This window comes from Xenophilus arseniciresistens (assembly GCF_028023875.1).
Classification (GTDB): Bacteria; Pseudomonadota; Gammaproteobacteria; order Burkholderiales; family Burkholderiaceae_C; genus Xenophilus; species Xenophilus arseniciresistens.
Genome location: NZ_JAQIPB010000003.1, coordinates 543743 through 563890, shown reverse-complemented (window position 1 = coordinate 563890; position 20148 = coordinate 543743). Strand labels below are relative to the sequence as shown.

The 20148-nt window shown below is 69.9% G+C and carries 16 protein-coding genes; 3 read left to right on the top strand and 13 right to left on the bottom strand.

The window, feature by feature from the left end; all coding sequences use genetic code 11:
* Positions 1-19: 19 nt before the first annotated feature.
* A complete protein-coding gene (locus tag PGB34_RS11265; protein ID WP_271428166.1) occupies positions 20-994 on the bottom strand; it encodes a Bug family tripartite tricarboxylate transporter substrate binding protein in 975 nt (324 codons plus the stop codon).
* A gap of 291 nt (positions 995-1285) precedes the next feature.
* Here PGB34_RS11265 and PGB34_RS11260 point away from each other — a divergent pair, with 291 nt between their 5' ends.
* Entirely contained in the window at positions 1286-3127 is a 1842-nt protein-coding gene (locus PGB34_RS11260; protein WP_271428165.1) for a C1 family peptidase, read from the top strand.
* Positions 3128-3210: 83 nt separating this feature from the next.
* Here the strand turns inward: PGB34_RS11260 and PGB34_RS11255 are convergent, their stop codons facing one another.
* The 8 genes from PGB34_RS11255 to PGB34_RS11220 form a co-directional block, all read right to left on the bottom strand.
* On the bottom strand, positions 3211-3570 hold the full coding sequence (locus PGB34_RS11255) for an HU family DNA-binding protein (protein WP_271428164.1): 360 nt from the start codon (positions 3568-3570) through the stop codon (positions 3211-3213).
* Positions 3571-3768: 198 nt separating this feature from the next.
* Positions 3769-5286, bottom strand: coding sequence for an AMP nucleosidase (locus tag PGB34_RS11250; protein WP_271428163.1), 1518 nt, complete (start codon positions 5284-5286; stop codon positions 3769-3771).
* A gap of 29 nt (positions 5287-5315) precedes the next feature.
* Positions 5316-6680 (bottom strand): glutathione-disulfide reductase, encoded by a 1365-nt coding sequence (gene gorA / locus PGB34_RS11245; protein ID WP_271428162.1) that lies wholly within the window; start codon positions 6678-6680, stop codon positions 5316-5318.
* Positions 6681-6764: 84 nt separating this feature from the next.
* Positions 6765-7922, bottom strand: coding sequence for an acyl-CoA dehydrogenase family protein (locus tag PGB34_RS11240; protein WP_271428161.1), 1158 nt, complete (start codon positions 7920-7922; stop codon positions 6765-6767).
* Positions 7919-9085 (bottom strand): acyl-CoA dehydrogenase family protein, encoded by a 1167-nt coding sequence (locus tag PGB34_RS11235; RefSeq protein WP_271428160.1) that lies wholly within the window; start codon positions 9083-9085, stop codon positions 7919-7921. The genes PGB34_RS11240 and PGB34_RS11235 overlap by 4 nt, the downstream gene beginning before the upstream one ends.
* Positions 9086-9094: 9 nt before the next feature.
* On the bottom strand, positions 9095-10108 hold the full coding sequence (locus tag PGB34_RS11230; RefSeq protein ID WP_271428159.1) for a tripartite tricarboxylate transporter substrate binding protein: 1014 nt from the start codon (positions 10106-10108) through the stop codon (positions 9095-9097).
* 35 nt (positions 10109-10143) lie between these two features.
* Entirely contained in the window at positions 10144-12255 is a 2112-nt protein-coding gene (locus PGB34_RS11225; RefSeq protein ID WP_271428158.1) for an acetate--CoA ligase family protein, read from the bottom strand.
* Complete coding sequence (locus tag PGB34_RS11220) at positions 12239-13048, bottom strand: enoyl-CoA hydratase (RefSeq protein ID WP_408647865.1); 810 nt, start codon at positions 13046-13048, stop codon at positions 12239-12241. Before PGB34_RS11220 ends, PGB34_RS11225 begins: the two co-directional genes overlap by 17 nt.
* 96 nt (positions 13049-13144) lie before the next feature.
* Between PGB34_RS11220 and PGB34_RS11215 the strand changes: the two genes are divergently transcribed.
* Positions 13145-13897: an IclR family transcriptional regulator gene (locus PGB34_RS11215; RefSeq protein ID WP_271428156.1), complete on the top strand. Its 753-nt coding sequence runs from the start codon at positions 13145-13147 to the stop codon at positions 13895-13897.
* A 15-nt stretch (positions 13898-13912) separates the two neighbouring features.
* Here PGB34_RS11215 and PGB34_RS11210 read toward each other — a convergent pair whose 3' ends face one another.
* The 3 genes from PGB34_RS11210 to PGB34_RS11200 form a co-directional block, all read right to left on the bottom strand.
* Complete coding sequence (locus PGB34_RS11210) at positions 13913-15919, bottom strand: TRAP transporter large permease (RefSeq protein WP_271428155.1); 2007 nt, start codon at positions 15917-15919, stop codon at positions 13913-13915.
* A 3-nt stretch (positions 15920-15922) separates the two neighbouring features.
* The gene (locus PGB34_RS11205) at positions 15923-16561 is read right to left on the bottom strand and encodes a TRAP transporter small permease subunit (RefSeq protein ID WP_271428154.1); all 639 of its coding nucleotides are present in this window, start codon (positions 16559-16561) and stop codon (positions 15923-15925) included.
* A gap of 110 nt (positions 16562-16671) precedes the next feature.
* Positions 16672-17787, bottom strand: coding sequence for a TRAP transporter substrate-binding protein (locus PGB34_RS11200; RefSeq protein WP_271428153.1), 1116 nt, complete (start codon positions 17785-17787; stop codon positions 16672-16674).
* A gap of 179 nt (positions 17788-17966) precedes the next feature.
* Here PGB34_RS11200 and PGB34_RS11195 point away from each other — a divergent pair, with 179 nt between their 5' ends.
* Positions 17967-18398: a rhodanese-like domain-containing protein gene (locus tag PGB34_RS11195; protein WP_271428152.1), complete on the top strand. Its 432-nt coding sequence runs from the start codon at positions 17967-17969 to the stop codon at positions 18396-18398.
* Positions 18399-18473: 75 nt separating this feature from the next.
* Here the strand turns inward: PGB34_RS11195 and PGB34_RS11190 are convergent, their stop codons facing one another.
* Complete coding sequence (locus PGB34_RS11190) at positions 18474-20141, bottom strand: FAD-dependent monooxygenase (RefSeq protein ID WP_408647864.1); 1668 nt, start codon at positions 20139-20141, stop codon at positions 18474-18476.
* Positions 20142-20148: the final 7 nt, after the last annotated feature.

The following is a 20148-nucleotide window of genomic DNA, read 5'->3' as shown; positions in this document are numbered from 1 at the left end:
CGCGAGCCCGCGGCTGCCGCTACTGCGGCACCAGGCCGGCCGCCTTCACCAGCTCCGCGTGGATGCGGATCTCCTGCGAGATGGTCTGCTTCAGCGGCGTGGGGTCGTCCAGTGCGGGCTCCATGCCTGACTCGATCAGCCGCGCACGGGCTTCGCCCTGCAGGGCCGCGCGGGCCGCCTGCTGCAACTGATCGAGCACGGGCTGCGGCGTGCGCGCCGGCGCCAGCAGGCCGATCCAGGCCGAGAGCACCAGCCGCTCGATGCCGCTTTCCTTCATCGTCGGCACCTCGGGCAGGATGGCCGAGCGCTGTTCGCCGAGCACGCCCACCGGGTGCAGCTTGCCGGCCTTGATGTGCGGCAGCGCTTCGGGGATGGGCGCGAACACCATGTCCACCGTGCCGGCCATGAGGTCGGTGATTGCCGGTGCGCCGCCCTTGTAGGGCACATGCAGCATGCGCACGCCCGCGCGGTTCTCGAACATCAGGCCCGCCAGGTGCTGCGGGCTGCCGTCACCCGAAGAGGCGTAAGTCAGCTTGCCCGGCGCAGCCTTGGCCGCGGCCAGCACATTGGCCACCGTGCCGTACCTGGACTTGTCGCGCACCACCAGCACCATCGCCTGGTTCACCAGCTTGGCCACGGGCGCGAAGTCGGCTTCCGGGTCGTAGGGCAGGGTCTTGAAGATGCTCTTGTTGGTGGTGAGGAACGAGGCCGGCGACACCATCAGCGTGTAGCCGTCGGGCGCGGCGCGCGCCACCACCGGCACGCCGATCTGGCCCGAGGCGCCGGCCCGGTTGTCGACGACGAAGGGCTGGCCCAGCTGGTCCGCCATCTTCTGCCCCAGCAGCCGCGCCACCATGTCCACGCTGCCGCCGGCCGGCAGTGCCACGATGACCTTGACCGGGCGATCGGGATAGCGCGCCTGCGCGTGGGCGGGTGCCTGCAGCGCCAGCAAGAAGGTGAGCGAAGTCAGGGCCAGGGATCGCAGTGTTTTCATGGGCGGGACCTTGCAAGTGAGTGGCTGGGCACAAGCGGATTCTGTGCCAGCACCAGTGGCAGGGGAACACGCCCGGGCTGGCCCATTGGCCAGCGCTTCCGGCCGATGGCTGGCGGCGGCGCGGACGCGAACAATGCGCCTCAAAAGGAGGAGGGGATGATGGCAAGCACAACGACAAGGGCAGGCACCCGCACAGGGGCAAAGACATCCGGGAAGAAGGCTGCACCCAGGCGCAAGCCCGCACCCGCGAGCGCCACCGGCCAGAAAAAGGCGCCCGGCCCGCGCACGGTGGTGAAGGCCGATCCCATCGACTTCCGTGACCGCGCCTATGCGCCACCGGTGCGCACGCGCCCCGGCGGGCAACTGCTGCCGCAGCGCGCGCTGCCCGTGCTGCAGCAGGGCAACAGCAGCGCCTGTACGGGCTTCGCGCTGGCCACCGTGGTGCACTGGCTGCTGGGCGCCGAGGGCGGCACGGCGGAGCCCGTCTCGCCCTTCATGATCTATTCCATGGCGCGGCGCTATGACGAGTTTCCGGGCGCCACGCAGGACACGGGCTCCAGCCTGCGCGGTGCGCTCAAGGGCTGGCACAAGCACGGCGTCTGCCGCCGCGCGCTGTGGCCGCGCGAGCCCATGCCCAAAGAGGTGCCCGAAGACCCGCGCGACGACTGGTGGCCCGACGCGATGCGCCGCCCGCTGGGCGCCTACTACCGGATCGACCCGCGCGCCCTGGCCGACATGCACGTGGCGCTGGCCGACGTGGGGGTGCTGTATGCCAGCGCGATGTGCCACGGCGGCTGGAGCGAAGGCTTCGGCCTCCAGCCCGCGGCCGGTGGCGCGGGCACGCGCACGCTGTGGGCCATTCCGCAGCGCGAGCTGGCGCCGGGCGATGGCGGCCATGCCTTCGTCATCCTGGGCTACACGCACGAGGGCTTCATCATCCAGAACTCCTGGGGCCGCGAGTGGGGCAGCGAGGGCCGCGCGCTGCTGCGCTACGAGGACTGGGGCGCCAACGCCATGGACTGCTGGGTGGTGCAGATGGGCGTGGCCACCTCGCAGCACCTCAAGGTCGCGGAAAGCGCGTCGCTGCGCATGCCGCGCGCGGGCAAGGTGGAGCTGGCGACCGAGGAGCGGCTGCGCAACCACGAGCTGGCGCCCTACATCGTCAACATGGAGAACAACGGGCGCCTGTCCGATTCGGGCGACTTCCGCACCAGCGAGGGCGACGTGCAGGCGCTGGTGGGCATCTACCTGGCGCGGGCGCGCGAGCAGTGGAAGCTGGCGCCCGACGCGCCGGTGGACATCGCCATCTACGCGCATGGCGGCCTGACCAGCGAAGCCGATGCCGCCAGGACCGCCGCGCGCTGGATTCCCGCGCTGTACGAGCGCCACATCTTCCCGATCTTCTTCATGTGGGAAACGGGGCTGCTGGCCACCTTGGGCAACATCGTCAAAGACCTGTTCGATGGCGAGGACACGCGCACGCGCGGCGGCCTGCAGAACTGGTGGAACACGCGGCTGGAGCGCACGCTGGCGCGGCCGGGCACTGCCATCTGGGGCGAGATGAAGGAGAACGGGCGCTTGATTTCGGGCGCCCGCAACGGCGGTGGGCGCGTGCTGTACGACAGCGCGATGAAGTCAGAGGCCTTCAAGCCGGGGCGCGACCGCATCCACCTGATCGGCCATTCGGCCGGTGGCATCGTGCATTGCCATCTGGTCGATCTGCTGGCCGGCCTGAAGTGGAAGTTCCACAGCGTGAACCTGATGGCGCCGGCCGCCACGGTGGAGTTGTTCGAACAGAAGCTGCTGCCGCACATCCAAAGCGGCGCGGTGCGGCAGTACAACCAGTGGCATCTGTCCGACCCGCTCGAAAGCGCCGACAGCACCTGCCGGCCGATCCTGGGCTATGGCCGCTCGCTGCTGTACCTGGTCTCGGAGTCCTTCGAAGGCGGGCAGCGCACGCCGATCCTGGGCATGCAGAAGTACCTGCCGCCCGGGCTGGCCGAACGCGCCAACGTGGCGCTGCATGCGGCGCAAAGCCGCGACACCCAGAGCGCCACGCACGGCGGCTTCGATGACGACGAGGCCACGCAGGCCAGTGTGATCCGGCGCATCCTGGCTGCGGGTGCGGCCTAAGGCCTGGGGCGCGCGCCAACGAAAAAGGCCCCTTTCGGGGCCTTTGGAAATCGCTCGCGGCTGCGAACGATGAAGAAGCGCAATTACTTCTTCTTGGCCTTCACGGCGGCCTTCTTGGTGACCGTGGTCTTCTTGGCGGCGGCCTTCTCGGCGCGGCGCTTGGCGGCCTTGGGGTCCACGGCGTCCTTGAAGGCAGCGCCCGGCACGAACTTGGGCACCTTCTGGGCGGCGATCTTGATCTTCTCGCCAGCCTGGGGGTTGAAGCCGGTGCGTGCGGCGCGGGCCACTTGCTTGAAGCTGCCGAAGCCCACGAGCTGGACGGCGTCGCCCTTCTTCACGGCGCTCACGATGGCTTCGGTCACGGTGTCCAGCACGCGGCCGGCTTCGGCCTTGGAGAGCGTGTGGGCGGTGGCGATCTTTTCAACGAGTTCTTGACGGTTCACTGAGACTTACCTCTTTGCTTTGATGATGATGCCGCGCTGCCAGATGCAGTTGCCGGGGGCAGCGCGGCCACGCCCAGTGTAGTGGAGGATGTGTGACGCATCACGCCGCAAAAGCCGCTTCTTCAGAGGGAAAGCGTTCACTGCATCACCGAATGGCGCTCGTGCAGCGCATCGGGCGCCGCCGGCGGCGCGACGGCACTACTGGAAGGCCACCTCGGCGAAGCTGCGCAGCTTGCGGCTGTGCAGCCGGCTCGCGTTCTGGCCGCGCAGCAGTTCGACGGCCTTCATGCCGATGCGCAGGTGCTGTTCCACGCGCTCGCGGTAGAAGTGGTTGGCCATGCCGGGCAGCTTGATCTCGCCATGCAGCGGCTTGTCGGAGACGCACAGCAAGGTGCCGTAGGGCACGCGGAACCTGAAACCATTGGCCGCGATGGTGGCGCTTTCCATGTCCAGCGCGACGGCCCGGCTCTGGCTGAAGCGGCGCTGCGGCTCGTTGTCGGGCAGCAGCTCCCAGTTGCGGTTGTCGGTGCTGGCCACGGTGCCGGTGCGCATGATCGACTTGAGTTCGGCGCCCTTGCACTGCGTCACATCGGCCACCGCTTCCTCCAGCGCGAGCTGAATCTCCGACAGCGCCGGGATCGGCACCCACAGCGGCAGTTCCTCGTCCAGCACATGGTCCTCGCGCACGTAGGCGTGGGCCAGCACGTAGTCGCCCAGCTGCTGCGTGTTGCGCAGGCCCGCGCAGTGGCCCAGCATCATCCAGGCATGCGGGCGCAGCACGGCGATGTGGTCGGTGATGGTCTTGGCATTGGCCGGGCCCACGCCGATGTTGACCATGCTGATGCCGCTGCGGTCGGCGCGCACCAGGTGGTAGGCCGGCATCTGCGGCAGCCGGCCCGGCGGCGTGCCCTGCAGGCCGTGCAGCATCGCGTCGAAATCGCCCGCATCCTCGCTGCGCAGGCCACGCCGGCGCGTGATGACGTTGCCGGGTTCCACGAAGGCGATGTATTCGCTGTGCTCGTCGGCCATGGCCTCGTGGCCCAGGCGCACGAACTCGTCGATGTAGAACTGGTAGTTCGTGAACAGCACGAAGTTCTGGTACCAGAAGGGCAGGGTGCCGGTGTAGTGGCGCAGGCGCTGCAGCGAGTAGTCGACCCGCGCGCCCGTGAACAGGGCCAGCGGCTCGGCCTCGCCCGGCGGGGTGCGGTGCGTGCCGTTGGCGATGCCGTCGTCCATCGCGCCCAGGTCCGGCAGGTCGAAGACCTCGCGCATCAGCGCGCGCCGGGCGGCGTTCATGGTGCCTTCCACATGGTCGTTCTCGCCGAAGGAGAAGTGAATGGGGATGGGCTGCGTGCTGGTGCCCACCTCCAGCTCCACCGGGTGGTTGGCCAGCAGCAGGCGGAACTGCTGCTCGTAGTAGCGCGCGAACAGGTCCGGCCGCGTGAGCGTGGTTTCGTAGCGGCCCGGCCCGGCCACGAAGCCGTAGCTCAGGCCCGCCGTGACCGGCGTGGCATGGCGCGTGCTGGTGTGGGTGTGGACCCGCACGAAGGGGTAGCAGGCGCGCACGCGGCCCGGCAGGTCTTCGCCGGCCACGAAGCGCTGCATGCAGTTGCGCAGGTGCTGGATGCCGCTGTCGTAGATATTGCGTACCTGCGCCAGCGCGGCGGCGGGGTCGGTGAAACGCAGCGGGGCGACGAAGGGCGGCATATGAGGCATGGCGGCATTGTGCCGCTGCGCCGTGGCACTCAGCCCGCCATCGGCTCGCGCATCGTCACGAACTCTTCGGCCGTGGTCGGGTGGATGCCGATGGTGCTGTCGAACTGGGCCTTGGTGGCACCGGCGTTCATGGCCACGGCAAAGCCCTGCACGATCTCGCCGGCCTCGGCGCCCACCATGTGCAGGCCCACCACGCGGTCGCTTTTTGCGTCGACCACCAGCTTCATGAAGGTGCGCTCCTCGCGGCCCGACAGGGTGTGGCGCAGCGCCTTGAAATCGGTGGCGAAGATGCGCACGCCCTGCTCGCCGAACTTCGCGCGCGCGGCCGCTTCCGTCAGGCCGCAAACGCCCACGTTGGGGTGCGTGAACACGGCCGTGGGCACGTTGTCGTAGCGCATGCGGCGCCTGCCCTGGCCGAAGAGCTGGTCCACCACCACCATGGCTTCGGCCAGCGCCACGGGCGTGAGCGCCAGGCGGCTGCTCACGTCGCCGATGGCCAGCACCGAGTCCACGCTGCTGCGGTAGCGCGCATCGACCACCACGGCGCCACGTTCGTCCAGCTTCACGCCGGCAGCCTCCAGCCCCATGCCGGCCGTGTTGGGGCGCCGGCCGGTGGCCAGCAGCACGGTGTCGGCTTCAATCTGCTGGCCGCGCGAGAGCATGGCGACGATGTGGTCGCCTTCGCGCCGCAGCGTTTCGACCTGGGCCGTCATGCGCAGGTCTATGCCGTGGCGGCCCATCTCGCGCGCCAGCGCCTCGCGCACGTCGTCGTCGAAGCCATTGAGGATGTGCGCGCCGCGGTTGACCAGCGTGACCTCGGCCCCCAGCGCGCGGAAGACGGACGCGAATTCGCAGCCGATGTAGCCGCCGCCCATCACCAGCAGGCGCCGGGGGAACTGCGGCAGGTCGAACATCGCATCGGACACCACGGCCAGTTCGCGGCCCGGCAGGTCGGGCGCGTGGGGCATGCCGCCGGTCGCGACCAGGATGTGCCGCGCGCTGTAGTTGCGCTGGCCCACGCGCACCGTGTGGCCGTCTTCCAGTTGCGCCCAGCCCTGCAGCGTCTTCACGCCGGCGCCGTCCAGCAGCTTCCGGTAAACGCCGTTCAGGCGCCGGATCTCCTGCGCGCGCTGGCGCTTGAGCGTGTCCCAGTCGAAGCGTGGCGCCTCGGGCAGCGTCCAGCCGTAGCCTGGGGCTTCCTCGAAGGAGGCCGCATAGCCGGCGGCATAGCTGTAGAGCTTCTTGGGCACGCAGCCCACGTTCACGCAGGTGCCGCCCAGCTCGGCGCATTCGGCCAGCGCCACGCGCGCACCGGCCTGGCCCGCCATGCGCGCCGCACGCACGCCGCCGCTGCCGCCGCCGATGACGAAGAGGTCGAAGTCGTATGAAGCCATGGGTGCGCATCCGCCTTGCAGTGGGAACAGCGCCCACTGTAGTGCGGATGCGCGCGCCGCCTGAGCGGCTGCGCGGCATGGCCCTCAGGCGCTGCCTTGCATCAGCTGCCTGGCGATCAGCCCCAGCTGGATCTCCGAGGCGCCGCCGAAGATGGTGGTGGCGCGGCTGTTGCAGTACTCGGGCACCAGCAGCGCGGCCAGATCGTCGTCGCCCGGGGCGCTGCGCCAGCGCAGCGCGCGCGGCCCCAGCGCCTGCACGCCCAGTTCGCCGATCAGCTGCTTGAGCCGGCTCGCGCGCAGCTTGAGCACCGAAGCCATGGGCCCCGGCCGCTCGCCCGGCGCCAGGGCGCCGAAGGTGCGCAGCTCCAGCCATTCGAAGGCGTCCACGTCGGCCGCCACTTCGCCCAGGCGCTGCACCAGCGCATCGCCCGGTTCAGGCGGCAGCGCAGCGGCCACGCGCTTGAGCTGCGCGCGCAGGCGCGGGCTGAAGATGCCGGCGCCGCGTTCGAACTCCAGCAGGTACTTGGCGCATTCCCAGCCTGCGTTCTCCTCGCCCACGCGCTCGGACTGCGGCACGCGCACGCCGTCGAAGTGCACTTCGTTGAGGTCGTGGTCGCCACCGATGGTGGCGATGGGCCGCACCGTGATGCCGGGCAGCTTCATGTCGACCAGCAGGAAGCTGATGCCGGCCTGCGGTTTGCCTTCGCTGCGCGTGCGCACCAGCGCGAACATGCGGTTGGCATGGTGCGCGTGCGTGGTCCAGATCTTGGTGCCGTCGAGCACGTAGTCATCGCCATCGGCGCGTGCCCGCAGTTGCAGCGAGGCCAGGTCGGAGCCCGCGTTGGGCTCCGAGAAGCCCTGGCACCAGTAGTCCTGGCCCGAGAGGATGCGCGGCAGGTAGAAGTCCTTCTGCGCCGGCGTGCCGTAGCGCAGCAGCACCGGGCCGACCAGCCGCGTGCCCATGGGGTGCACCAGCGGCGCGCCGGCCAGCGCGCATTCGGTTTCGAAGATGAAGCGCTGCAGCGCCGTCCAGCCGGTGCCGCCCCATTCCCTGGGCCACAGCGGCACCAGCCAGCCGCGCTGTTGCAGCGCCTGCTGCCACGGGCCGCTGACTTCGGGCTCGGGGTACAGGCCGGTGGTGGCGCGCTGGCCGGCGCGCATCTCGTCGCTCAACTGCTCGGCCAGAAAGGCGCGCACTTCGGCGCGGAAGGCGCGGTCGCGCGCGTCAAGGTCCAGGTTCATGCCAGTGTCTCTTCGGGGTGGCCCAGGGTGGCGCTGGTGGCGAAGCCGCCGTCGGCCAGCAGCAGGCGGCCCAGCGCCGTGCCCTGCGCGGCGGTGCCGCCCAGCTCGGCCTCCAGGGCCAGCAGGGTTCTGAAGCCCGGCGCGATGGCCAGCTCCTCGCACACGCCCATGGCGCCGTGCAGTTGCACCGTGCCCTGCGCCACCTCGCGCGCAGCGCGCAGCACCTTGCTGCCGGCCATGTGCGCTGCGCACCAGGCGGCGTCGGCGCTGCCGCCGTCGGCCGCCAGCCGCAGCGTGGCCAGTTCGCAGGCCGCCTGGGCTTCGGCGCACTGCACGGCCATTTCGGCCAGCCGATGCTGCACCGACTGGAACTGCGCGAGCGGCTGGCCGAACTGGCGGCGCTGCTGCACGTGGGCCACGGTCTGCGCCAGCGCGGCCTGCATGGTGCCGGTGCCCTGCCAGAGGGCCATGAGCTGCGCTTCGGCCAGGCTGCGCTGCAGCGTGGCACCGGCCTCGGCCGCATCCAGCAGGTCGGCCGCGGCCACGGCCACGCCTTCGAAGCGCAGGTCGGCCGCGCGGCCGCCGTCGGTGCTGTCATAGGCGTCGCAATGCACGCCGCTCGCCTGCGGATCGACCAGGCACAGGCGCGTGGCGCCCTGCGCATCCACCGCCGGGACGATCCAGCGCACGGCCCCGGCCGCGCCCGCCACGGCCAGCTTGGCGCCGTGCAGGCGCCAGCCGCCGTCGCCATCGGCCAGCAGGCGGGTCTGCCGCTGTTCGCCACGCTCGCGGTGCGCCAGCGCCAGCCGGTGGCTGCCGTCGACCACGCCGGGCAGCCAGCGCGCGTGCTGCGCGGCATCGCCGGCCCGGGCCAGCAGCCGGGCGGCCTGCATCACGCAGCCCAGCCAGGGTTCGACCACGAGGTGGCGGCCCAGCGCCTGCGCGAGCAGGCCGCATTCGAGCAGCCCGGCTTCGAGGCCGCCGCAGTCCTGCGGCAGCGGCAGGCCCAGCCAGCCCATGTCGGCGAAGGCCTGCCAGGCCTGGGCGTTGCCGCCATCGCGGTGCAGGCCGGCCTCGCGCTGGCGCAGGTCGTAGCGTTCGCGCAGCCAGTCCAGGGCACTGGCCTGGATCAGCTGCTGTTCTTCGTTCAGTGCAGTCTGCATCGGCGTGCGTCAGTCGGCCTTGATCTTTGCGCCCTGGATGACCTTGGCCCACTGGTCGATGTCGCGGCGGATGAAGCTGGCGAATTCGGTGGGCGTGTTGCCCACGATGTCCAGGCCCCAGCCCTTGAAGCGTTCGCGCATCTCGGGCTCCTTGAGGATCTCGACCACCTCGCGGTGCAGGCGGTCCACGACCGGCTGCGGCGTGCCGGCCGGTGCCACCAGCCCCAGCCAGGGCATGGCGTCGAAGCCCGGCACGCCCGATTCGGCCACGGTGGGCAGCTCGGGCACCGACTGCGAGCGCCTGGCGGTGGTCACGGCCAGCGCGCGCAGCTTGCCCGACTTCACGAAGGGGCCCGAGGAGCCCCAGGCGTCGAACATCACCTGCACCTGGCCGGCCACCAGGTCGGTGAGGGCCGGGCCGCTGCCCTTGTACGGAATGTGGACCATGAAGGTCTGGGCCATGCTCTTGAACAGCTCGCCCTCCAGGTGGGTGGAGGTGCCGGTGCCGGTGGACGAATAGTTCAGCTTGCCCGGGTTGGCCTTGGCATAGGCCACCAGCTCGGCCACGTTCCTGAAGGGCTGCTGCGGGTTCACCACCAGCACGTGCACCACCGAGGCCACCAGCGTGATGGGCGCGAAGCTCTTGACGGCGTCGTAGGAGACCTTGTCGTACAGCAGCGGCGCCGTGCCCAGCGAGGACGCGGCCAGCAGCACCGTGTAGCCATCGGCCGGCGCGCGCGCCACCAGGTCGGACGCCAGCACCGTGCCCGCACCGGCCTTGTTGTCCACGATCACGGGCTGGCCCAGGCGCTGGCTCAGCTTCTCGCCCAGCGCGCGGGCCAGCAGGTCGGTCACGCCGCCGGGCGGGAAGGGCAGCACCATGCGGATGGGCTTGCTCGGATAGGCCGCTTCCTGCGCCAGGCCCGCGAGCGGGAAGGCCAGCGTGGCCGCAGCTGCCAGCGCGCAGGCCAGGCGCCGGCCCAGCGAGGGCCGGCCGATGCGGGAGGTGGGGGTCGTCTTCATGGCATGTCTCCGTCGTTGTCAGTTGGCGAAAAAGGTCAGGCGCTGGTGGCGGCAGCAGCCGGCACGATCAGCGCGTCGAGCGCCACCGCACCTTCGCCGCGCGGCTGCACCAGCAGCGGGTTGATCTCGATCTGGGCGGCCTGCGGGCCCAGCGCCAGCGCGGCACGCGAGAGGCCGGCGATGCTGGCGCAGGCGGCCTGCACATCGCCCAGCGGCCGGCCCCTGAAGCCATCGAGCAGCGGCCAGGCCTTGAGTTCGCCCAGCATCTGCTGCACCAGCGCGTCATCGACCGGCAGCAGGCGGTGGCTGGCGTCGCGGTACAACTCGGTCAGCACGCCGCCCAGGCCCACTGTCAGCGCGGGGCCGAAGACCGGGTCGTGCGTGATGCCGGCGATCAGCTCGGCCACGCCGCCGCGCGCCATGGGCTGCACCAGGAAGCCCTCGATGCGGGCCTGCGGCGCCTTCTTCGCCACCTGCTCGCGCATGGCGGCGCAGGCTTCGCGCAGCGCGGGCGCGTCGGCGATGTTCAGCCGCACGCCGCCCACCTCGGTTTTGTGCGCGATGTCGGCGCTCAGGATCTTGAGCACCACGGGCCAGCCCAGCGCCTGCGCCGCGGCCACGGCGCCGTCGGCATCGGCGGCCACCTGCTCCGGCACGGGCGCCACGCCGTGGCGGGCCAGCAGTTGCTTGGTCTGGTGTTCGTTCAGCGACGCGGGCAGCGCCTGGCCGCCCACGGCACCGGAAGCTTCGCGCAGCGCGGCCCAGCGCGCGGTGGCCGGCGCCTGCGCGAGCCAGCGGCACCAGGGCGCCAGCGCCTGCACGGCCCGGCCGAGATCGCCGAACACCGGCACGCCGGCCGCGGCCAGCTTCTGGCGCGACTGTGCGGCGCCGGTGTCGATGGCCACGAACAGCCGCGGGTGCCGCGCGCACACGTCGGCCAGCGCGTCGGCCATGCGGTCCAGCAGGTAGCCGGGCGCGTTGACCACCACCACGTCCACCGCATCGGTGGTGGCCAGGGCTTCGAACACGGTGCGCACGAAGTCCGGGTTGTTGACGATGTTGCCGGTCACGTCCACGGGGTTGCTGACCATGCCGTAGTCGGGAATGCCGTCGCGCAGCAGCTGTTGCAGTGCCTCGGGCAGCACGGGCAGGTCCATGCCGGCGCCGATCAGCTTGTCGGCCAGGATGGCGCCCAGCGCGCCCGACATGGTGATGACCGCCGCGCGCAGCCCGCCCTGGCGTTGCCTGAAGCCGCTGAGCATGGCCAGGTCGGCCATCTGCGAGAAATCCTGCGCCTGGATCACGTTGAGCTGGGAGAAGCCCGCGCGGTACAGCGCCATGTCGCCGGCCAGCGCCGAGGTGTGGGACTGCACGGCCGCGGCGCCGCGCTCGGTTTCGCCGGCCTTGTACAGCACCAGCGGCTTGCGCGCGGCGGCCAGGCGCAGCGCGGTGTCGATGAACAGCGGGCCGTTGCGCAGCTCTTCCACATAGCCCAGCACGCAGTCGGTGCCGCTGTCCTGCGCCAGAAAGGCCAGGTACTGCGAGAAGTCGACCACGGCCTCGTTGCCGGTGTTGATGAAGTGGCTCACCGGCACGCCCTGCTGGCGCGTGAGGCCGAACAGGGCCGAGCAGACGTTGCCGCTTTGCGTGACGATGCTCACGCGCCCGGGTTCCTGCTGCGGCGCCACGGTCTTGAAGATGGCCGCAAAGGCCGTGAAGGCGCGGATGTTGAGGTTGGCGAAGCCCATGCAGTTGGGGCCGGCGATCACCATGCCGCTTTGCGCGGCAAAGGCTTCCAGGCGCGCCTGCAGCGCAGCGCCGGCCGCGCCCGCTTCGGCAAAGCCGGCCGCATAGACGATGGCCGCGCGGATGCCCCTGGCGTGGCAGCGCTCGAGCATGGGCGTGACCTCTTCGGCGCCAATGGCCAGCACGGCCAGGTCGGGCGCCTCGGGCAGCGACTCGATGTCGGCGTAGCAGCGCCAGCCGAACACCTCTTCGTACTTGGGGTTGACGGGGTAGACCGCGCCCGCGAACTCGAAGTGGCGCAGCAGGTCCAGCGGCATGCCGCCGATGCGGCCGGCCTGATTGCTCGCGCCCACCAGCGCGATGGAGCGCGGGGCCAGCAGGGGGTCAAGACGATGCGCCACGCGCGGCTCCTTTCTGGATCGCCGAAGCCAGGCCGGCTTCCTTGGTCTGCCGGTACTCCTCGCTCACATGGCTGAGCTGGTGCAGGTCGAAGTGCGCCGACAGGGCCTCGCGCATGCCGCGCACGTCCACCGAACGATTGAGCGACTTCTTGAGGATCTGCAGCGCAAAAGGCGGCGCCTGGGCAATGCGCTGGGCCAGTGCCAGCGTCTCCTCGTCCAGCCGTTCGGTGGGCACCACGCGGTTGACCATGCCGATCTCCCGGGCGCGCCGGGCGTCGAAGCGCTCGCCCGTGAACAGCAGCTCCTTGGCATCGCGCAGGCCCAGCACCCAGGGGTGGATCAGCACCTCGGTGGCGGCCGCGCCCATGGTGTGGGTCACCGGGTCGCTGAACTGCGCGTCTTCGGCGGCCACCAGCAGGTCGCACATGTTGGCCAGCATGAAGCCCGCGGCCACGCAGGCGCCCTGCACCTGGCAGATGGTGGGCTTGGGAAAGTCCCAGATGCGCAGGCAGTAGTCGTAGTAGTGCCGGCTTTCATAGGCCCAGCGCTGCTCCACCGTGAACTCGGCGCGCTCGGCCTGGGCCTGCTTCAGGTCGTGCCCGGCCGAGAAGTGCGGGCCGCGCCCGGCCAGCACCACCACGCGGGTGTTGGCGTCGTCCCGGGCCTCGGCAAAGGCTGCGTCCAGCTGGTCCAGCATCTGCTGGCTCTGGGCATTGCGGCGATCGGGCCGGTTGAGCCAGATGCGGCGCACCGCACCCAGCTGCTCGATCTCTATCTGTTGTTGGGCTTGCATCATGCGTTCCAGGCAAGGTTTCAAGGGCGTTCTCGATGCCGCGCATGGTGTCTGCTGCGACTATGCTTGCCGAGCGGAAAGCGTCACAAATCCCATATGGTGAGCAAACTACAGGAAACCCCGGGGGCGCAGAGCCTGCGCCGTTCGCTGGCCGTTTTGCGCCTGCTGGCCGAGCACCACGAGACCGGGCTGGGCGTGAGCGACGTGGTGGCGATGGCCGGGCTGGAGCGCTCCACGGCCCACCGCATGATGGCCGTGCTGGCCGAGGAGCACTTCGCCGAGCGCGACGAGCGCACGCGCCGCTACCGGCTGGGGCTGGAGGCCATGCGTCTGGGCTTCGCGTCGCTCAAGCGCGCGCCGCTGGTGGCCAACTACCAGGCCATCGTGCAGCGGCTGGCGCGCATCTCCGAAGACACGGTGTTCCTGCTGGCGCGCCAGGGCGACTACACGGTCTGCCTGCTGCGGCTGGACGGCAGGGCGCCCTCGCGCATCTTCAGCACCAACGTGGGCGACATCCGGCCCATCGGCATCGGCGTGGGCGGCATGGCCATGCTGGCGACGGTCTCGGACGAGGAGATCGAGCGCATCTACCTGCGCCATGCGCCGGCCTTCCAGGCGGCGGGGCTGGGGCGCGAGGCCATGGCCCGCAACGTGGCCAAGACCCGCCGGCTGGGCTACTGCGAGATGGCCGACACCGTGACCTCCAACGTGGCCGGCGTGGGCGCCGTGATCCCGCACCAGGGCAGCGCCTTCGCGGCCGTCTCCATCGCCTCCAGCAAGTCGCGCCTGAGCCTGGCGCGGCGCGCGGAACTGGGGCAACTGCTGCTGCGCACGCTCACGGCCGCGTGAGCGTGCGCGCGGCCCTCACTTGTAGAGCAGCTGCGGCAGCCACAGCCCGATCTGCGGCCAGGTGTACAGCAGCACGATGGCCAGGATCTGGATGCCCATGAAGGGAAGCATGCCCGCGAAGATCTGGTTGAGCGTGACATGGGGCGGGGCCACGCCCTTGAGGTAGAAGGCCGACATGGCCACCGGCGGGGAGAGGAAGGCGGTCTGCAGGTTCAGCGCCACCAGCAGCCCGAAGAACAGCGGGTCCACGCCGAAGTGGTCCAGCAGCGGGATGAAGATGGGCATGAAGATCACGATGATCTCGGTCCATTCCAGCGGCCAGCCGAGCAGGAAGATCACGACCTGCGACAGCACCATGAACTGGAAGGCCGTCAGGTTCATCGACAGCACCCACTTCTCGATCAGCTCCTGCCCGCCCAGCAGCGCGAAGGCGGCCGAGAAGATGGCCGAGCCCACGAAGAGCCAGCACACCATGGCCGCGGTCTTGGCCGTGAGGTAGACCGATTCCTTGACCACCGACAGGGTCAGGCGCCGGTAGGCCGCCGCCAGCACGAAGCCGCCCAGCGCGCCCATGGCCGCCGCTTCGGTGGGCGTGGCCAGGCCGAAGACGATGGAGCCCAGCACCGCCAGGATCAGCACGACCAGCGGGAAGAAGGAGCCCAGCAGCATCTTGAAGATCTCGAGCCGGGCGAAGCTCAGGAACAGATAGAACAGCGCCGTGACCGCGCCCAGCAGCGCGAAGCAGACCCACCACCAGGTGGGCGCGGGCTGGGTCCGCGCGGCGCCGTCGCCAGCCGGCTGGGTGGTGGCGCTCGCCGGGGCCTCGGCGGAGGCGGCTGGCGGGGCTGAAGAGGCGCCTGGCGCCGCGGCGCCAGGGGGCTCCTGCAGGGCCGAGGATGCGCCCGGAGGTTCGTGCAGGCCCGAGCCTTCGACTGGCGGCTCCTGCAGTCCGGTGCCTTCCGCGGGGGGCTCCTGCAGCCCGGTGCCGCTCGAAGGCGGCTCCTGCAGCCCGGTGCCCGAGCTGCCGCTGGCCGCACCGCTGTCCGAGAAGCCGATGGGCTGCAGGCCGGATTCGGCCGCGGCCTCCACCGTGGTCACGGCGCGCCAGCTCCCGATGGCCAGCAGCGCGAAGATCAGACCCGGCAGCAGCACCAGGGCCAGCTGGCGCAGCACGTAGCCGGTGGGCACGTCGGCGTTGCGCCGGCCCTTGAGCGCGTCGAGCAGCCGGCGCGGCGCATATTGCGCGTTGTCGGCCGGCAGGGCCTGGGTCAGCGCGGGCAGCACCACTTCGCGGTCGGCCGCGGCCAGCGGCGGCGCCCAGTGCGGCTTGAGCTTGGCCATGAGGATCACGTAGCCCACGTACAGGCCGGCCAGCATCAGCCCGGGGAAGAAGGCGCCCGCATAGAGCTGCACCACCGACACGCCGGCCGTGGCGCCATACAGGATCAGCAGCACCGAAGGCGGGATCAGGATGCCCAGGCAGCCGCCCGCGGTGATGGCGCCGGCCGCCATGGGCGTCGCGTAGCCCGCGCGCAGCATGGCCGGCAGCGCCAGCAGGCCCATCAGCGTGACCACCGCGCCCACGATGCCGGTGGCCGTGGCGAAGATGGTGCAGGTGACCAGCGTGGCCACGGCCAGCGAGCCCGGCACCCGCGCCATGGCCAGGTGCATGCTCTTGAACAGGCGCTCGATCAGGTTGGCGCGCTCGACCAGGTAGCCCATGAACACGAACAGCGGCACCGCGATCAGCACGTCGTTGGCCATGCTCTTGTAGGCCGCCTGCACCATCAGGTCCAGCGTGTGCTGGATGTTCCGGTCATAGGCCAGCCAGGTGAAGATCATGCCCATGCCCATCAGCGTGAAGGCCGTGGGAAAGCCAAGCATGATCGCGATGACCACCAGCGACAGCATCAGCAGGCCCAGGTGGCCGTTGGTGATGGTCTCCACCCCCAGCAGCAGCCAGATGGCGGCCAGGACCACCAGGCCCATGATGGAAAAGCCGAACCAGAGTTCCTTGCGCATGGCTCAGGCCCTCCCTTGCGGCGCGGCGCCTGCCTGCTGGCGGGCCAGTTCGCGGTCCAGCGCCTCGATGTCGCTGTCCTTGACGTGGACCATCTCCTTGAGCTTGTCCACGTCCACCTCCTGCACGTCGTCGCCGCGCAGCGGCCAGGCGCCGGTTTTGAGGCAGATCACGCAGCGCGCGATCTCGGCCAGGCCCTGCAGCAGCAGCACGGCGCCCGCCAGCGGGATCACGAACTTGAAGGGGTACAGCGGCAGCGGGGTGGCCGAGAAGGTCTGCTCGCGGATGGCCAGCGACTCCTGTGCGTAGGTCCAGCCGGCCCAGGTCATGGCGACCACGCCCGGCAAAAAGAACAGCAGGTAGAGCGTGAAGTCCACGCCGGCCTGCGCGCGCGGGCTGAAGAAGCCGTAGAGCACGTCGCCGCGCACATGGCCGTTCTTGGCCAGCGTGTAGGCCCCGGCCAGCATGAACAGCGTGCCGTAGAGCATGATCTGCGCGTCCAGCACCCAGGCATGCGGGTTGTTCAGCGCGTAGCGCGAAAACACCTCCCAGCTGATGAGCACCGTGAGGCCGACCACGGCCCAGGCCGCGACTTTTCCGATGAAGGTCGAGATGGCGTCGACCCCGAGCAAGAGTTTCTGCATGTGGCGATCCGGTCAGTCGCGCAGCGCGCGCGACGGAGGGAAGGAGAAAGGGAAGACAAGGACACGCACAAAACGGGCGGCAGCACGCCGCCCGTTCGTGGCCAGACGCATCAGCTCTTTTTCTGAGAGAAGTAGTGGTTCCAGGCCATCTTGAAGTCGATGTCGGTGTCGTTCTTCCAGCGGCCGCTGCGCTGCGCGAAGGCGCGCATCGAATCCATCACCTTCTTGAACATCGGGTTCTCGCCCGCCTTCTTCGTGGTCACCTTGTCCCAGGCCGCCAACTGCGCGCGCAGGATGGCGTCGGGCGTCTTGTAGAACTTCACGCCCTGCTTGGACTGCATCTCGGCATAGTCCTTGGCATAGCGGTCCGCGGCCTTCCAGCTCATGTCGGCGCTGGCGGCCTGGGTCGCGTAGTCGATGATGGACTTGAGCTCGGCCGGCAGCGCGTCGTACTTGGTCTTGTTGAACAGCACCTCGAACTGCTCGCTGCACTGGTGAAAGCTCTGCAGCATGCAGTTCTTGGCCACGTCGGGAAAGCCCAGCACGCGGTCGCTCGAAGCGTTGTTGAACTCGGCCGCATCGAGCAGGCCGCGGTCCAGCGCCGGCACGATCTCGCCGCCGGGCAGCGGGTTCACGGCCACGCCCATCTCGGTGAACACGTCCACCGCCAGGCCCACGGTACGGAACTTCAGGCCCTTGAGGTCTTCCACCTTGGCAACTGGCTTCTTGAACCAGCCCAGCGGCTGCGTGGGCATGGGGCCGTAGAGCTTGGACACCACATCCATGTTCAGGCTCTTGTAGATCTCGTCCAGCAGCTCCTTGCCGCCGCCGTAGTTGTGCCAGGCCAGCACCATGTTGGCGTCCATGCCGAAGGCCGGGCCCGAGCCCCACAGCGCCACCGCCTGGTTCTTGCCGTACCAGTAGGCGATCACGCCATGGCCGCCGTCGAGCGTGCCCTTGGCCACCGCATCGAGCAGCTGAAAGGCCGGCACCACCGCGCCTGCGGGCAGCACCTCGATCTTGAGCCGGTTGCCGGCCATGTCGTTGACCTTCTTGGCGTAGTCCTGCGCGAACTCGTGGAAGATGTCCTTGGCCGGCCAGGTGCTCTGGAAACGCCAGGTGGTGGTCTGTGCCTGACTGACCATCGGCGCCGAAAGGGCACCTGCGGCCACGGCCGCGCCCTTGAGCAGGCTGCGGCGGCGGGTCGTCGTCTTGCTGTCTGTCATCAGTTTTGTCTCCATTCGTTAGAACCGGAAATCAAAGGCTTCCAGCGGGCCTGACTGTTGACGCGATGCCCGATCAGACCAAGAGGGTTTTCACCCGATGGTGAAAAATCCCGTGCAGCGCAGGGCACTTGATGCACTGCAATACTTCAGCGCAGTCAGTTTCATGAAAGGCATTTCCCATGGGTGAGGAGCGAAAGGCGCTGACGGCGCCCCAGGCGGCCGAAGGCTACGCGGGCGACATCAGCCCCGAACTGGCCGGCCAGTGGCTGGCCGGCGGGCAGGCCGTGCTGGTTGACGTGCGCACCGACGCCGAGCGCGAGTGGGTGGGCTTCGTGCCCGGCGCCGTGCCGCTGGCCTGGAAGCAATGGCCAGGGATGGCGATCAACCCGGGCTTTGACGAGGGCCTGCGCGCGGCCGTGCCGCCGGGCGGCAAGGTGATGCTGCTGTGCCGCAGCGGCGTGCGCTCCATCGCCGCCGCGCGCCGCGCCACCGAGCTGGGCGTGCAGGCCTACAACATCCTCGAAGGCTTCGAGGGCGATGCCGACGCGCAAGGGCATCGCGGCCAGCGCGGCGGCTGGCGCCTGCGCGGCCTGCCCTGGAAGCAGAACTGACGCTGCGCCGAAAAAGCGACAAGAAAAAACGGCCGCCCGCAGGCGGCCGTTGAGCCTTGACGTGTTCGCGCGGGCTCAGCGTCCCTGCACGCGCTGCAGCACCGCCTGCACCGTGCCTTCGTCCACTTCCACCGAATGGCCCACCCAGGCCACGAAGGCATCGGGGCGCACCAGCACCAGCGGGGCTTCGTAGCGCGCGGCTTCGCCCTGGGCTTGGGTCTGGACCACGGTCAGCGGCAGCCCGGCCTGCTGCGCCGCGGCCGCAAAGCGCTGCACCGAAGCCGGATCGGCGCCCATCGCCAGCAGCGTGTAGCCCGCACCGAAAGCCTCGAACACATTGCGCCCATCGGGCAGCAGCGCGGGCGCCAGGTGATGGCCGGCGCGCGCATCAAAGCGGTGCGAGCCTTTGGCGCTGCACACGGCCGCAGCCTGGCCTTCTTCCTGCCCCACCACGGGCGAGCCTTCGTAGTGCGGCTCGAAGGCATGCACCTCGCCCACGGCGCCATGCGCGCGCGCATGCCAGGCGGCCTCGAAGGCCTCGCGGTCGCGCGCCGGGTCGTGGCTTTCGAGGAACTGGCGGTCGGTTTCGATGGACTTGGCGATGAAGTCGTCGATGGTGGAGCGGAACACCGGCCGGCGCTCGGCGTCGTAGGAATCGAGCAGCGCCTCGCCGCCCCAGCCCTGCAGCGCGGCGGCCAGCTTCCAGCCCAGGTTGCGCGCATCTTCCAGGCCCGAGTTCACGCCGTAGCCGCCATAGGGCGGGTGGCTGTGCGCGGCGTCGCCGGCCACGAACACGCGGCCCTGGCGGTAGCGGTCGGCCAGCATGAAGCGCAGGTCCCAGAAGCCGATGTGCTCGAAGTCCACGTCGAAGGGCGCGCCCACGGCTTCCTGCACGTAGGCCTTGAAGTCGAAGTTCTCAGCCGTGGTGCCGGGCGGCACCGGCGCGTGGAAGAACCAGGTGCTGCCCAGGTCCACGCGGCCGAAGAACTTCCAGTAGCCCTTGAGTTCGCTCTGCAGCACGTTGTAGTAGCTCTTGCCCGGAAAGCGCGCCAGCAGCTCGTGCAGCCCGGTGGAGCGGAACACCAGCAGCACCATCAGGCGGTCGTGGTCGGTGCGCGTCTGCGTGATGCCCGACTGCTCGCGCACCCGTGAGCGCGCGCCGTCGCAGCCCACGGCGTAGGCCGCGCGCAGCACGCGGGGGGCTTGCCCGCCGGCCTCGCCGCGCGGCGCCACCTGCACCGAGACGCCCTGCTCGTCCTGTGCCACTTCCACCGCGTCATGACCCGTCAGCAGCTGCACCGAGGGCAGCTGCGCCGCGCGTGCGCGCAGCACGGCTTCGGTCGCGTACTGGGGCAGGCGCTCGTTGGCCGTGTAGTAGTAGGGCTTGACCAGGTCGCGCTGCAGCCAGTCGTAGGAATAGGGGCCCAGCAGCGTGCCGTGCGCCGTCAGGCCGCCGATGCCGTATTCGGGCGGGATGGTGCGCGCGGCGCGCAGCTCCTTTTCGGCCTGCCAGGCATGGAAGTGCTCCATCGTGCGCTGGGTCAGGTTCTGACCCTTGGGGATGGGTTGCGGCTGCTCGTAGCGCTCGACCACGATGCAGCGGATGTTGCGCTGGCCCAGCTCGATGGCCAGGCCCATGCCGACGGGGCCGCCGCCGACGATGATCACTTCGGCATCGTGGGTCGAGGTACCGGGCTGTTGGGAGGAGGGGGTCACGGTGCGTGTGTCTTCAGGGGATGTCATGAGGAAG